The organism is Flavobacterium sp. ZB4R12 (assembly GCF_048276375.1).
GTDB classification, from domain to species: domain Bacteria; phylum Bacteroidota; class Bacteroidia; order Flavobacteriales; family Flavobacteriaceae; genus Flavobacterium; species Flavobacterium gawalongense.
Genome location: NZ_JBLNKS010000016.1, coordinates 1 through 13534, shown reverse-complemented (window position 1 = coordinate 13534; position 13534 = coordinate 1). Strand labels below are relative to the sequence as shown.

Below are 13534 nucleotides of genomic sequence, written 5' to 3'. Positions count from 1 at the left end.
ATAAAAATAATACTAACACTATAAATTATGATACAAAAGAAAGAAGCGGAAACTGCTCCAGTATCTCCCGCAAAACTTGAAATTGACAAACCGATTAGAGCTAGAAAAACTAAAGTAACCAAACCTTTAGAAGAACCAGTTGAAATAATAGAACCAGTAATAGAAGAAATCATAACGGAAACTATAGAAATTTCTGCGATTAATCTAGATCAAAACACCGCTGTTTCAAATAAAAAAGACAATAAAAAGAAGACTAAAAAGAAAGTAAAAGATAAAAAAAACGCTAAAAAAGCCGATGCGAAAGCAAAAGCAAAAGCTAAAAAGGCAAAAAAAGCCAAAAAGGATAAAGCTAAAAAAGCGAAAGTCAAAGCAAAGATAAAAGCTAAAAAAGCCAAAGCAAAATCTAAAAAAGCGAAGAAAGCGAAGAAGAATAAAAAATAATAGGATTATTTTTTATCAAAAAAAAGTCCCAACCCGAATAATCGGTTGGGACTTTTTTTATTCATTAAAGCGAAAATTATTTTTTGTTCAATGCTGCACTCATTTCCATAGAAATAGCTGAACGCTCCATTTTAAGCTTTCCTGACATCGTTTCAACAACAACAGTGGTATCAGCTAACTCAGAAATTTTTCCGTGAAGACCACTTTTAGTAATGATTTTGTCACCTACTTTCAAAGTGCTTTCAAATTCTTTTTCGTTTTTCGCTCTTTTTTGTTGTGGTCTGATCATAAAGAAATAGATCACCACAAACATTAATAAAAACGGTGCAAATTGAGTTAATTGTTCCATAATTTTAATTCTCTTTTTATTTGTTAATTATTACATTAAACCACGACCGGCTTTAATGATTCTTTTGCTGGTTTGTAATTCTTTTACTAAATTATCTAAAATTCCGTTGATAAAAATACTACTTTTTGGTGTAGAATATTCTTTAGCAACTTCTAAATATTCATTAAGGGTAACTTTTACAGGAATAGATGGAAATTTCAAAAATTCACAAATTGCCATTTTAAGAATAATGGTATCAATTTCGGCAATTCTATCACTATCCCAATTGGGTGTTTTATCAATATATTCTTTGGCTAATTCGGATTCGTTTAAGACCGTTTTTCGAAACAAATCCTTAACAAAGTCTTTATCCTCATTGTCTTTATACAATTTTGGCATTCTGAAATTGTCGTCTTCACCAGATTTAATCGCTTTCAATTGCTTGATGATGTGCGTATTCACTAACGGAATATCATCAACCCAAGTTAACTTATCATCCTCTAAATATTCATATAATTTTTCGTTAGGAACAATTACTTCCATAAACAAATCAACGATAAACTGTCTGTCTTCTTCAAATGTATTAGTCGAATCACTCATGTATTTTGCATACAATTTGCTCGCCTTTATATCATTCAGCAATAATAAAATATAATCGTCGTTTAAAGTCCAATTATTGATTTTACGATTTTCCAGCGCAATACTTAGTGAATTATTTTCGGAAAGAATTTGAAAAATACGGTTTTTGATGAATTTCTCGTTGGGTTTACGTTCCTCAGGAGTTGCAAGATGTTTCAGACTGGATTTATGCAAAAAGACAGTTTCTGTTTTACAAATTTCAATCAGGGAAGAAAGCATTATAAGGTATAAATCTTGAATATTGTCGATACTGTAAAAAAGGAATTTTTCTTCTTTTTCCAGATTATCTGAACCGCTTTGATGCATCGCATAAATGGATTGCATGACTTTAACGCGTATGTGTCTTCTATTTACCACCTTGTAAGAACTTTTATTAATTAGTCTGCAAAAATAAGTATTTCATTTTTTAAAATAAAATATATAATCGCTTATTTTAAAAGTATTCAGTGATCAGTATTCAGTGAACGGCAATAATTGGACACTGAATACTGAACACTGAAAACTACTTCTTACTGTTTTCTATCTTTCTTTGATCAATTCTATTTTGAGCAATCGTCAAAGCCGCATGATGTGTAGTCATCTTGTTTGCAATGGCAAAATCAATTATTTCCAGCGTAGTATTGTAAATATTCTCTGTTTTACGCATGATTTCAGCTTTGTCATAATGAGCCAATTCCGCATAAACATTGATGATACCACCCGCATTAATTAAGAAATCTGGCGCATAAAGAATTCCTCGTTCCTGCAAAATTGCTCCGTGGATATTCTCATTTGCCAATTGGTTATTAGCCGCACCAGCAATTACTTTTGCTTTAATTTTATGCACGGTTGCATCATTTATAGTTGCTCCCATGGCACAAGGCGCATAAATATCAACATCCGCACTATATAAATCTTCGCCTGAGAATATTTTAGCGTTGTACTTAGCTCCTACTTCATACAATCTTTCTTCATTAATATCAGTAATCGTTACTATTGCTCCTTCTTTTGTCAAATAATCAACTAAAGTTTCTCCAACATGACCAATTCCTTGAACCAATACTTTTTTACCCCCCAAAACATCAGAACCAAATTGATGCTTTGCAGCTGCTTTCATACCTAAATATACTCCGTAAGCAGTTACAGGTGATGGATTTCCAGAACCACCTCTTTCTTCAGAAATTCCAGTAACATAAGGTGTTACATCTCTTACTATGTCCATGTCTTTAGTCTCCATACCTACATCTTCGGCAGTAATGTATCTTCCGCTTAAAGAATGCACAAATTCACCAAACTTACGCATCAACTCAGGTGTTTTTTGAGTTTTGGCATCGCCAATAATAACCGCTTTACCTCCACCAATGTTCAATCCTGTAATGGCAGCTTTATAAGTCATACCACGAGAAAGTCGCAATACATCGTTTAGCGCTTCCCATTCATTGGCATAATTATACATACGCGTACCACCTAAAGCGGGACCCATAACCGAATTATGAATACCAATAATTGCTTTTAAACCTGTATCTTTGTCGTTGCAAAATACAATTTGTTCGTGATCATCAAATGATAATTGGCCAAAAACGGGATCCATTTTTTGAAGTTCCTTTCCAGTTGTGAAAGCTGCATTCATAGTATTAATTTTTATAGTGATAAATTATGAATTCGTTAAAAAGACAAATCAAATTTACATAAAAAATACACATATCCTAATATTTTAGTTTAAAATTATTAATTTCGTAATTATTGCAAAAATAAATCAATTTTAAACATTATCAAAAATTGATTGTTAATCAATAAATAAAACTTTTTCAACACAGAATATCTTAAAAAAATGAAAGAATTACGTTATTTAAATAAATATTTTATCAAATATAAATACAGTTTTTCTCTTGGTATTTTATTTACAATTATCGCACAAATATTTTCTTTGTTTACTCCAAAATTGATTAGCAAGTCATTCATGGTAATTGAATCATTTTCTAAGGATAAAACCATTACTGCGGATGTCATTCAACAGCAATTAATTTCAAACATTTTACTGATTATTGCGACTACCATTATAGCTGGTTTTCTTACTTTTTTGATGAGACAAACCCTGATAGTTATGTCGAGACACATTGAGTTCGATTTAAAAAACGAAGTGTTTCGTCAATATGAAAACCTATCACAAAACTTCTATAAGCAAAACCGTACAGGTGATTTGATGAACCGTATCAGTGAAGATGTTTCAAAAGTAAGAATGTACGTGGGACCCGCAGTAATGTATACGATTAACACTTTTATACGTTTTGCAATTGTAATCGGTTACATGTACAATGTATCGCCACGATTAACATTGTACACCATTCTTCCTTTACCTGTATTATCGTATTGCATTTTCAAATTAAGTTCTGAAATCAATAAAAGAAGCACTATTTTCCAGCAGTATTTGTCCAAAGTATCGAGTTTTTCGCAAGAAATATTTTCTGGAATCCGAGTGATAAAAGCCTATTCATTAGAAGACCAACATCAAAACAATATGGTGGACTTAGCGAATGAAAGCAAAAGCAAGAGTTTGAATTTGGCAAAAGTACAATCATTGTTTGGTCCGTTAATGCTGGCGCTGATAGGAATAAGCAACTTGGTTGTGATTTATTTTGGTGGTCTAATGTATATCAATGGAACCATAAAAAGCATTGGAACCATCGCTGAATTTATCTTGTATGTCAACATGCTTACTTGGCCGGTTGCTTCATTAGGATGGGTTTCGTCAATGGTTCAAGAGGCCGAAGCTTCGCAAAAGCGCCTTAATGAATTCCTGAAAATCGAACCGGAAATAAAAAATAAAAACCCAAATAAATCTATTATTGAGGGTACTATCTCATTCGAAAATGTGAGCTATACCTATGAAGACACGAATATAGAAGCATTAAAAAATATTTCCTTTAAAGTAAAAAAAGGAGAAACGCTGGCGATTCTTGGAAAAACAGGATCTGGAAAATCAACTATTTCTTCTTTAATCTCCCGCTTGTATGAAGTAACAGATGGAAGAATAACTGTTGATGGAAACGAAATAAGCACTTTGAATCTATATGATTTAAGAAACAACATCGGAATTGTTCCACAAGATGCCTTTTTGTTTTCGGATAGTATCAAAAACAACATTAAATTCGGCAAAGAAAATGCGACTGATGAGGAAGTGGAAGCTGCTGCAAAAAATGCCGTAGTGCATGACAATGTCATTGGCTTTAACAAACAGTACGATACTATTCTGGGAGAAAGAGGAATCACTCTTTCGGGTGGACAAAAACAACGTGTTTCTATAGCCCGAGCAATTATTAAAAACCCGGCTATTTTACTTTTTGATGATTGTTTATCAGCCGTGGATACAGAAACCGAAGAAGCGATTTTGAATAACTTATTTGAGATTTGCAAGGATAAAACGACCATTATTGTTAGTCATAGGGTTTCATCGGCAAAAAATGCAGACAATATTATCATTCTTGAAGAAGGAAAAATTATCCAACAAGGTTCTCATAATCAATTGATAAATCAAGAAGGGTATTATGCATCCTTGTATTTAAAACAACTTTCAGAAAAAGAATTACTATAATTGTTGTATAATAAATAAATTTTTATGATTTTTGATTGCTATTAAATAAAAAATTGACAGAAAGGATTATGAGAGAAAATGACATGTTAGAAAAAGAAGAGATATTTTCTAAAGTTTTACGTGCTGGAAGAAGAACCTATTTCTTTGATGTAAGAGCTACTAAAGCTGATGATTATTACATAACGATTACCGAGAGCAAAAAATTTACCGAAGAAGACGGATCGTTCCATTTTAAGAAACACAAGATTTATTTATACAAAGAGGACTTTGCTGCCTTCGCAGAAATTCTAGGAGAAATGACTTCTTATGTTTTGAACCACAAAGGGGAAGAAGTAATCTCTGAGAGACACCAAAAAGATTTCAAAAAAGAATATGCAGCTGAGAAAACAGATGATGATGAAATCATACCGCAAACATCAACTTTTACCGATATAGAATTTGATGATATTTAATGTTTCGTTGCCTACTTACAAAACGAAAAGTCCAAAAATCAGTTGATTTTTGGACTTTTTTTATATCCGCCTAAAATGTAACTATTAGGGGCAATCGTTCTTCATTTTTATTACTAAAAAAGGATTTCTATTTCGATAAAATTGTATATTTTTATTCCAAAAAATTCTCTAAACACTTTAGATTTTTTTAGATAAACCTATATTATTATGTATTAGAATGGAAATAAAATTATTAATTATCCCAGGACTGGGTGATTCCGGAGAAAACCATTGGCAAAGCTACTGGCTCAAAAAATATAAAAATGCCACTAAGGTAATTCAGGACAATTGGAACGAACCTCAACTAGAGAAGTGGCTCGACAGACTGAATGAGGCGATCCTAAAATTAGATAATCCAACAATTTTGGTGGCTCACAGTCTTGCGGTTTCCTTAGTAATGCATTGGGCTTCTGTAAACAGCAATCCTAATATAATAGGTGCTTTACTGGTTGCTCCAGCGGATGTTGATTCTCCTGAGCATACGCCAGAGAGCATTTGGAACTTTTCGCCAATACCGTTGTCAAAATTGCACTTTCCTTCCATAGTAGTTACCAGTGAAAATGATCCATATATATCATCACAAAGAGCAGAATATTTTGCTGAAATGTGGGGTAGTGATTTTATAAATATTGGTCAAAAAGGACATGTCAACTCCGAATCAAATCTTGAATTTTGGGAAGAAGGACAATTGATATTGCAACAATTGATTGATAAAATTAATAGGTCGTAATAGTATCCAATACGCTACCTTTTATACAAACCTACTAAATCCCCCGAGGAAATAATATGTCCTCTCATAGTATTTAAGAGTTCTTTTTCGCCAGTATTTGGTGGTAAATTAAGTTTAGCGTCTAAAGCATACACTTTAAAATGATAATGGTGCGTGCCACTTGGAGGACATGGCCCAAAATACTTATTCTCATGGATGCTGTTTCTACCCTGGGTTCCGGGTCTACTATCTTCTTTTATAGTAGTTTTTGGTGGAATGTCCCACAGTAGCCAATGGCAAAATGTTCCATTTGGAGCATCCGGATCATCTACTATGATGGCCAGACTTTTAGTATTTACAGGAATATCCTCTATTATGAGTTCCGGGTTTATATTTAACCCATCACAAGTATATTTTGAAGGGATAAATTCATTGTTCTTAAAAGCAGGACTTTTTATTGTCAAGGTGGTACTTATTATTGTCGACATGATATATAGTATAATAAGGTTCATAATTGGGCTTATTAAATGGAATTATTTTAAGTCATTTTTTGTTTTTTAATTTTTTTGGAAACATTTTAGTTATTAATCCGCGATTGTTTGCCCACGTTTTTGCATGACTTATTGCTGTGGCAATAATTCTCCCCTCCTCCATATTGCCTTTTTTGAACAATGCATTGGCAATTTCAATGGCTTTATTGCGAACCACTTGGGGAAGATTCTTTAGAGAATTTGGATAATCTGTTCTTGTCCAAGGCATGACATTCTATTTAATCGTTTTGTTTTGAAACATAATAATAGCTATCGTTATTGTGAATATTATGAAATAACGATAGCCTTTTTCCTAATGTGTCAATTGTTGTTCATTACACATTGCGGCGCATTTACGGCATGCTTCAGCACATTTTTTGCAATGTTCCATTTGCGGATATTTTTCACATTCGGTGGCACATCTTTCGCACATTTCTAAACATAAGTTTAAAAAGACAGCTGCATTTTCAGAGTTTCGCTCTAATAATTGTGCTGTTAAACGACATATATCAGCACAATCCTGATCGTTCATCATACAACAGGACATATCCATTTGTTTTTCCAAATGGCATGCATCATAACAATGTGTGCACTGTGCTGCACAAAAATGCAATACGTCAATCATTTTTTGCTTTTCCATCTTCAATGTGTATTTAATTTATAATCTTGTTTTAAATCAATGGGCTGAGTGGCCCTAATTTTTTTTACAGTGTTGTGTTTCCCTAACTTTTAGAAGATTCCACTAATAATTGGATTTCTCTTAAATCATTTAAAGGATTAGCACTAATCAAACGACAAAGTTATTTGAAGCGAATCGAATGGACGCTTAATTAAGTGCGAAGTAAATTTACATTATTTTTTCATTCAATATCCTGTATTACAAGTTATTAACATTTTTATAACTGAAATTTTTATTGTTAATTCAGCTATTTTACAACTATTTTTGAAGTTACCCAATTCGCAATCCATTTTCAATTTTGAAATCAGGTGAAAGCAAAATCACATCGCCTGCTGAACCTACAGCACCTAATATCAGACATTCGCTCCTGAATTTCCCAATTTGCTTTTTAGGAAAATTGACCACCGCAACAATTTGACGGAGGACTAAACCTACCTTAAAAAAATATATTTACTTAATAATCAACAACAATCAAACTCAATAACTCGTAACTTTATATATTATTTGTAATTAAAATTAACATCCAAACAAAAACACGCCATGGAAAATATAAATTGGGTAATAGACCCAGCGCATTCAGCGGTACAGTTCAAAGTCAAACATCTTATGATTGCTACTTTAACGGGAAGATTCGATGAAATAACAGGCACTGTGGAGGCAAGTGACAATTTTGAAAACGCAAAGTTTTCATTTAGTGCCAATGTCAATTCCATCAACACTAATGATGAGCATAGAGACACGCACCTAAAAAGTGCTGATTTCTTTGAAGCGGAAAAGTTTCCTAAACTTTCATTTACCTCAACGAGGTTCACAAAAACCGCCGATACTAAATTTGAATTGACCGGTAATCTTACCATTAAAGATGTTACAAAACCTGTTGTCCTGAATGTAGAATATGGAGGCATGGCTACAGACCCTTGGGGGAATGTAAAAGCAGGTTTTGAGTTAAAGGGAAAAATAAATCGTAAAGACTTTGGATTGCTTTGGAATGACACAATAGAAGCTGGGGGCACTATGGTAAGCGAGGAAGTAGCATTGATTGCGAATATTGAGTTATTGAAAAAATGATATCAAATTGCAAATTGACATAAAACTATCAGACAAACATTTTCAAAACATATACCTGAAGAAAACTTCGCATTATATCCTATAGCATTCTTAGCAAGTCTACGGCACAAGACAATAAATCAAAAAACTGAACGCTTTTTAGAACAAAATACGGCAGCTACCCAATCTGCAACCCATTTTCTATTTTGAAATCAGGAGCCAATAGAATCACATCGCCTGCTGAACCTACTGCACCTAACACCAAACATTCACTCATGAATTTTCCTATTTGCTTTTTAGGGAAATTGACCACCGCAACAATTTGTCGGTTTAGCAATTCTTCTTTCTGATAGCGTTGGGTGATTTGTGCCGATGTTTTTCTGATTCCGATTTCTGAACCAAAATCTATTGTTAACTGATAAGCCGGTTTTCGGGCTTCGGGAAAATCATTAACCTCCAGGATAGTTCCCACACGCATTTCTACTTTTTCGAATTCAGACCAAGATAGCATAATTTTTATTTAAGTTTAAAGTTGTAAATCAAACGCTTCACAGACTAAAATTAGTATTTTAAATCTAAAACACAATCCTTTTTTCTTAACTTTAAACCTGAAACTTTAAACTAGAAAAACTTCAATGTCAAAAACTGCTTCAAAGATGGTTCCGCTTGGAACTATTGCTCCCGAATTTTATTTGAAAGACACCACTTCCAACGAATGGTTTTCTTTTGTGGATTTAAAAGGCGAAAAAGGAACTTTGGTGATGTTTATTTGCAATCACTGTCCCTTTGTGCATCATGTTCTAGAAGAAATTTTGATGATTGCCAATGATTATCATGTACAAGGCATTGGAATCATTGCCATTTCAAGTAATGATGTGATAAAATTTCCTCAAGATGCACCTGAATTGATGACGGAATTCGCTTTTGAAAATAATTTTGAGTTTCCTTATCTTTATGATGAAACCCAAGAAGTCGCCAAAGCATACGATGCGGCTTGTACGCCTGATTTTTTCTTGTTTGACAACCAAAACGAATTAGTGTATCGCGGTCAGTTGGACGATAGCCGACCGGGAAATGGAATTCCGCTTAGTGGCAACGATTTACGTGGTGCGATTGACAGCGTGATTTACAATCGAATAATTAATCCCAATCAAAAACCAAGTATTGGTTGCAATATAAAGTGGAAATAAATCCAATTATAAAAAAAGCATTCTGACTTTCAACAGAATGCTTTCTTTTTATGTTCGAAAACAAAAAAAGTTGCAACTATTTATACTAATTCTGTAATACTATTTTTTTCAAAAACATCTAATTTTACCCTAAAGAGGAATACTAAATTCATCTTGTAAACAGTAAATGTTATGGAAACGAATCAAATTAACAGAAGCGAATCACTAAGTGGAGACCATTTTTCTGGATCTAAAATAGGATTAGATAAATATATTGAGACAGCACCGGGGGTAAAACTGTATGTAAAAGATTATGGCGAAGGAAAACCTGTAATTCTTATTCATGGCTGGCCACTATCTAATGAAATGTGGGAATACCAAATTGATGCTCTGGTTCAAAATAATTTTAGAGTTATTACCTATGACCGTCGTGGTTTTGGAAAATCATCACAACCATGGAATGGATACGATTATGATACTTTGTCCGATGATTTAAAAACTATTATTGACCATTTGGATTTAAAGGAAGCTACGCTTGTTGGATTTTCTATGGGAGGTGGTGAAGTAGTCCGTTATTTCAGTCGTCATGGCGGAAAAGGAGTTTCAAAAGCGGTACTTATCGCTTCTGTAACGCCATTTCAACTAAAAACGGATTCTAATCCAGATGGCGTTCCACAAGAAAAATACGATGGTATGGCGGAACAAATTAAAGAAGAGCGAATTGGTTTTCTGGATAGTTTTGGAAAAACATTTTTCGGAGTGAGTTTTATCAGTAAACCTATAAGTACGCCTTTATTGGATTATTATAGAATGCTGTGTTCTTTTGCGTCACCGCGAGCGACTTTAGAGTGTGCCAAGTCATTTTCCTCAACCGATTTTCGTAAAGAAATGGCTTCGGTAAATGTGCCTACATTAATCATTCATGGAGATGAGGACAAAACCGTTCCTATTGAAATCACCTCTGAAATAGCGACAAAATTAATACCGGACAATAAATTTATTGTTTATGAAGGAGCGCCACATGGTTTATTTTATATTGAAAAAGATAAATTAAACAAGGATTTGATTGAATTTTTAAATTCATAGATTTGAAATCACTCGAATTCAAAAATAGCAACAAGTCCATTTATTACATAAAAAAAATCCCAAAACGAAAGTTTTGGGATTTTTTAATTTTATCTGATAACTGGAATCTGCTATCTGAATACTGTAGACTATTTAACGTCCATTAATTCTACGTCAAAAATCAATGTGGCGTTTGGTGGAATTGCTCCCCCAGCACCACGAGATCCGTACCCTAAATGAGCCGGAATCACGAAACGTGCTTTGTCACCTACGCGCAACAAGGCAATTCCTTCATCCCAACCTTCAATAACGTTTCCTTTTCCTAATGGAAATTCGATTGGTTTTTTACGAGGATATGAACTGTCAAAAACTTTTCCGTCAGGAAGTTGTCCTGTGTAATGTACCGAAACAATTTTTCCGTTTTCTGCTTTTTTACCTTCACCTCTTTGGATGAATTGGTAACGCAAACCACTTTCTGTTTTTTCGAAACCAGCAGCTAGTTTTTCCATAGCTGCTTCAGCCTCTGCTTTTAAAGCTGCATCACGTTTGTTACGTGAACCTTTGAAAGTGATAAAAGCTTCAATTGCATTCCAATTTTTAGCTTCATCTCCTACTCTGACAATTTCTAATGATTCCAAAACATCACCTTGCTGTACAGCATCGACAACATCCTGACCTTCTACAACATGACCAAAAACAGTATGTTTGTTATCCAACCATTCAGTTGGAATGTGTGTAATATAAAACTGAGAACCGTTTGTTCCAGGTCCTGAATTAGCCATTGCCAAAACTCCCGGACGGTTGTGTTTCAAACTTGGGTGAAATTCATCATCAAATTTATACCCCGGATCTCCGGTTCCTGTTCCTTGTGGACAACCACCTTGAATCATGAAGTCAGGAATTACTCTGTGGAATTTTAATCCGTCATAAAATTTAACCCCTTGTGGTTTTACTTTATTTTCTAAGTTTCCTTCGGCCAATCCTACGAAGTTCCCAACTGTTCCTGGAGTCAAATCGTGTGTTAGTTTTACTAAAATAGCACCTCTTGTGGTGTTGAATTTAGCATATATTCCGTTTTCCATTTTTGTTTAATTTTTATTGAAAGGCAAATTTACGAAATTAATTTTAAAAAGGGAATTGGGGATTCGTTGATTTGGTTATTTGAAAGTTTGCGGATTAAACAGGAATGCAATTTAGAAAATATTTCAAACTTAATAACTTCTTTAAAACCTCCTAATTCCAAAAAACCCTAGCCCAGATTGAAACGGCATCCTTTCCTTGCTTCCTTTAAGCAAGGAAAGATAGAATGAAAAGCTGGAAATAGCTCCTGATACTGAAACAAGTTCAGCATAGAAAAACTTTGTACCTTTGCACTTTGAAACTTAGAAAAGAAATTATGCGCATTGATATTGTTACCGTTCTTCCAGAATTATTGCGAAGTCCGTTTGAGGCTTCGATTATGAAACGTGCCATCGACAAAGGATTGGTGGAAGTCCACATTCATAATTTACGGGATTATACGACCAACAGACAAAAAAGTGTAGATGATTATCCTTATGGCGGTGGTGCCGGAATGGTGATGACGGTGCAGCCTATTGATGCTTGTATTACGCATTTGAAAAGCGAAAGAACGTACGACGAAATCATTTATATGTCACCGGACGGGGAAACCCTGAACCAGAAAATGGCGAACACGATGTCGATGTATGAAAATATTATCATTTTGTGCGGGCATTATAAAGGTGTGGATCAACGCGTGCGCGACAATTTTATCACGAAGGAAATTTCTATTGGTGATTATGTATTGTCTGGGGGTGAACTGGGCGCTTTGGTATTATCGGATGCTTTAATCCGATTGATTCCGGGTGTTTTAAGTGATGAAACTTCAGCATTAACGGATAGTTTTCAGGATGGATTATTGTCAGGACCTATTTACACGCGCCCCGCAGATTACAAAGGATGGAAAGTTCCTGATGTTTTGACCAGTGGAAATTTTGCCAAAATAGATAAATGGAGAGAAGATATGGCGTATGAACATACTAAGAATAGAAGACCGGATTTACTGGAGGAGTAGTTTTCAGTTTTCAGTCGCAGTTTTCAGCGTAGGAATGAATAAAAAAGTTTTCAGTCGCAGTCGCAGTTTTCAGTATTAGGAATGAATAAAAAAGTTTTCAGTCGCAGTCGCAGTTTTCAGTATTAGGAATGAATAAAAAGTTTTCAGTCGCAGTCGCAGTTTTCAGTATTAGGAATGAATAAAAAGTTTTCAGTCGCAGTCGCGGTTTTCAGCGTAGGAATGAATAAAAAGTTTTCAGTCGCAGTCGCGGTTTTCAGTATTAGGAATGAATAAAAAGTTTTCAGTCGCAGTCGCAGTTTTCAGCGTAGGAATGAATAAAAAAGTTTTCAGTCGCAGTCTCAGTTTTCAGCGTAGGAATGAATAAAAAAGTTTTCAGTCGCAGTCTCAGTTTTCAGTATTAGGAATGAATAAAAAGTTTTCAGTCGCAGTCGCGGTTTTCAGTATTAGGAATGAATAAAAAGTTTTCAGTCGCAGTCTCAGTTTTCAGTATTAGGAATGAATAAAAAGTTTTCAGTCGCAGTCGCAGTTTTCAGTATTAGGAATGAATAAAAAAGTTTTCAGTCGCAGTCGCGGTTTTCAGCGTAGGAATGAATAAAAAGTTTTCAGTCGCAGTCGCGGTTTTCAGTATTAGGAATGAATAAAAAGTTTTCAGTCGCAGTCGCAGTTTTCAGTATTAGGAATGAATAAAAAGTTTTCAGTCGCAGTCGCGGTTTTCAGTATTAGGAATGAATAAAAAGTTTTCAGTCGCAGTCGCAGTTTTCAGTATTAGGAATGAATAAAAAGTTTTCAGT

The 13534-nt window shown here is 34.2% G+C and carries 16 protein-coding genes and 1 pseudogene; 8 read left to right on the top strand and 9 right to left on the bottom strand.

The features are described 5' to 3' along the window. Window positions 1-27: 27 nt before the first annotated feature. Window positions 28-441 (top strand): hypothetical protein, encoded by a 414-nt coding sequence (locus ACNO7W_RS12465; RefSeq protein ID WP_417938385.1) that lies wholly within the window; start codon window positions 28-30, stop codon window positions 439-441. A 76-nt stretch (window positions 442-517) separates the two neighbouring features. Here the strand turns inward: ACNO7W_RS12465 and yajC are convergent, their stop codons facing one another. The 3 genes from yajC to ACNO7W_RS12450 form a co-directional block, all read right to left on the bottom strand. Then, window positions 518-790 carry a preprotein translocase subunit YajC gene (gene yajC / locus ACNO7W_RS12460; RefSeq protein WP_143388748.1) on the bottom strand — a complete coding sequence of 91 codons (273 nt, stop codon included), beginning with the start codon at window positions 788-790 and terminating at the stop codon, window positions 518-520. A 30-nt stretch (window positions 791-820) separates the two neighbouring features. Beyond that, the gene (gene nusB, locus ACNO7W_RS12455) at window positions 821-1732 is read right to left on the bottom strand and encodes a transcription antitermination factor NusB (protein WP_143388749.1); all 912 of its coding nucleotides are present in this window, start codon (window positions 1730-1732) and stop codon (window positions 821-823) included. A gap of 178 nt (window positions 1733-1910) precedes the next feature. Further along, window positions 1911-3017 (bottom strand): Glu/Leu/Phe/Val family dehydrogenase, encoded by a 1107-nt coding sequence (locus ACNO7W_RS12450; protein ID WP_417938384.1) that lies wholly within the window; start codon window positions 3015-3017, stop codon window positions 1911-1913. A 201-nt stretch (window positions 3018-3218) separates the two neighbouring features. On the opposite strand from ACNO7W_RS12450, the gene ACNO7W_RS12445 reads away from it, so the two are divergent. From ACNO7W_RS12445 to ACNO7W_RS12435, 3 genes are all read left to right on the top strand, one after another. Continuing rightward, window positions 3219-4979: an ABC transporter ATP-binding protein gene (locus ACNO7W_RS12445; protein ID WP_417938383.1), complete on the top strand. Its 1761-nt coding sequence runs from the start codon at window positions 3219-3221 to the stop codon at window positions 4977-4979. A gap of 68 nt (window positions 4980-5047) precedes the next feature. Beyond that, complete coding sequence (locus ACNO7W_RS12440; protein ID WP_314896855.1) at window positions 5048-5431, top strand: PUR family DNA/RNA-binding protein; 384 nt, start codon at window positions 5048-5050, stop codon at window positions 5429-5431. 217 nt (window positions 5432-5648) lie between these two features. Beyond that, a complete protein-coding gene (locus ACNO7W_RS12435; protein ID WP_417938382.1) occupies window positions 5649-6200 on the top strand; it encodes an RBBP9/YdeN family alpha/beta hydrolase in 552 nt (183 codons plus the stop codon). A 14-nt stretch (window positions 6201-6214) separates the two neighbouring features. Here the strand turns inward: ACNO7W_RS12435 and ACNO7W_RS12430 are convergent, their stop codons facing one another. From ACNO7W_RS12430 to ACNO7W_RS12415, 4 genes and pseudogenes are all read right to left on the bottom strand, one after another. After that, window positions 6215-6667: a YbhB/YbcL family Raf kinase inhibitor-like protein gene (locus ACNO7W_RS12430; protein WP_417938381.1), complete on the bottom strand. Its 453-nt coding sequence runs from the start codon at window positions 6665-6667 to the stop codon at window positions 6215-6217. Window positions 6668-6722: 55 nt separating this feature from the next. Continuing rightward, window positions 6723-6938 carry a DUF2188 domain-containing protein gene (locus ACNO7W_RS12425; RefSeq protein ID WP_143388755.1) on the bottom strand — a complete coding sequence of 72 codons (216 nt, stop codon included), beginning with the start codon at window positions 6936-6938 and terminating at the stop codon, window positions 6723-6725. Between the two features lie 84 nt (window positions 6939-7022). Further along, on the bottom strand, window positions 7023-7349 hold the full coding sequence (locus ACNO7W_RS12420) for a four-helix bundle copper-binding protein (RefSeq protein WP_143388756.1): 327 nt from the start codon (window positions 7347-7349) through the stop codon (window positions 7023-7025). Window positions 7350-7658: 309 nt separating this feature from the next. Beyond that, window positions 7659-7817, bottom strand: a pseudogene (locus ACNO7W_RS12415) (tRNA-binding protein); the annotation flags it as partial. Between the two features lie 111 nt (window positions 7818-7928). Here ACNO7W_RS12415 and ACNO7W_RS12410 point away from each other — a divergent pair. Then, window positions 7929-8456: a YceI family protein gene (locus tag ACNO7W_RS12410; protein ID WP_143388757.1), complete on the top strand. Its 528-nt coding sequence runs from the start codon at window positions 7929-7931 to the stop codon at window positions 8454-8456. Window positions 8457-8613: 157 nt separating this feature from the next. On the opposite strand, the gene ACNO7W_RS12405 is transcribed toward ACNO7W_RS12410, so the two are convergent. After that, a complete protein-coding gene (locus tag ACNO7W_RS12405) occupies window positions 8614-8949 on the bottom strand; it encodes a tRNA-binding protein (RefSeq protein ID WP_417938452.1) in 336 nt (111 codons plus the stop codon). A gap of 121 nt (window positions 8950-9070) precedes the next feature. On the opposite strand from ACNO7W_RS12405, the gene ACNO7W_RS12400 reads away from it, so the two are divergent. Together ACNO7W_RS12400 and ACNO7W_RS12395 are read left to right on the top strand one after the other, a co-directional pair. Further along, window positions 9071-9625, top strand: a complete 555-nt coding sequence (locus ACNO7W_RS12400) for a thioredoxin family protein (RefSeq protein WP_143388759.1) — start codon at window positions 9071-9073, stop codon at window positions 9623-9625. Window positions 9626-9796: 171 nt separating this feature from the next. After that, window positions 9797-10690 carry an alpha/beta fold hydrolase gene (locus ACNO7W_RS12395; RefSeq protein ID WP_417938380.1) on the top strand — a complete coding sequence of 298 codons (894 nt, stop codon included), beginning with the start codon at window positions 9797-9799 and terminating at the stop codon, window positions 10688-10690. Window positions 10691-10818: 128 nt separating this feature from the next. Here the strand turns inward: ACNO7W_RS12395 and ACNO7W_RS12390 are convergent, their stop codons facing one another. Further along, complete coding sequence (locus ACNO7W_RS12390) at window positions 10819-11751, bottom strand: peptidylprolyl isomerase (RefSeq protein WP_417938379.1); 933 nt, start codon at window positions 11749-11751, stop codon at window positions 10819-10821. A gap of 314 nt (window positions 11752-12065) precedes the next feature. Between ACNO7W_RS12390 and trmD the strand changes: the two genes are divergently transcribed. Further along, window positions 12066-12743, top strand: coding sequence for a tRNA (guanosine(37)-N1)-methyltransferase TrmD (trmD, locus tag ACNO7W_RS12385; RefSeq protein WP_143388762.1), 678 nt, complete (start codon window positions 12066-12068; stop codon window positions 12741-12743). Window positions 12744-13534: the final 791 nt, after the last annotated feature.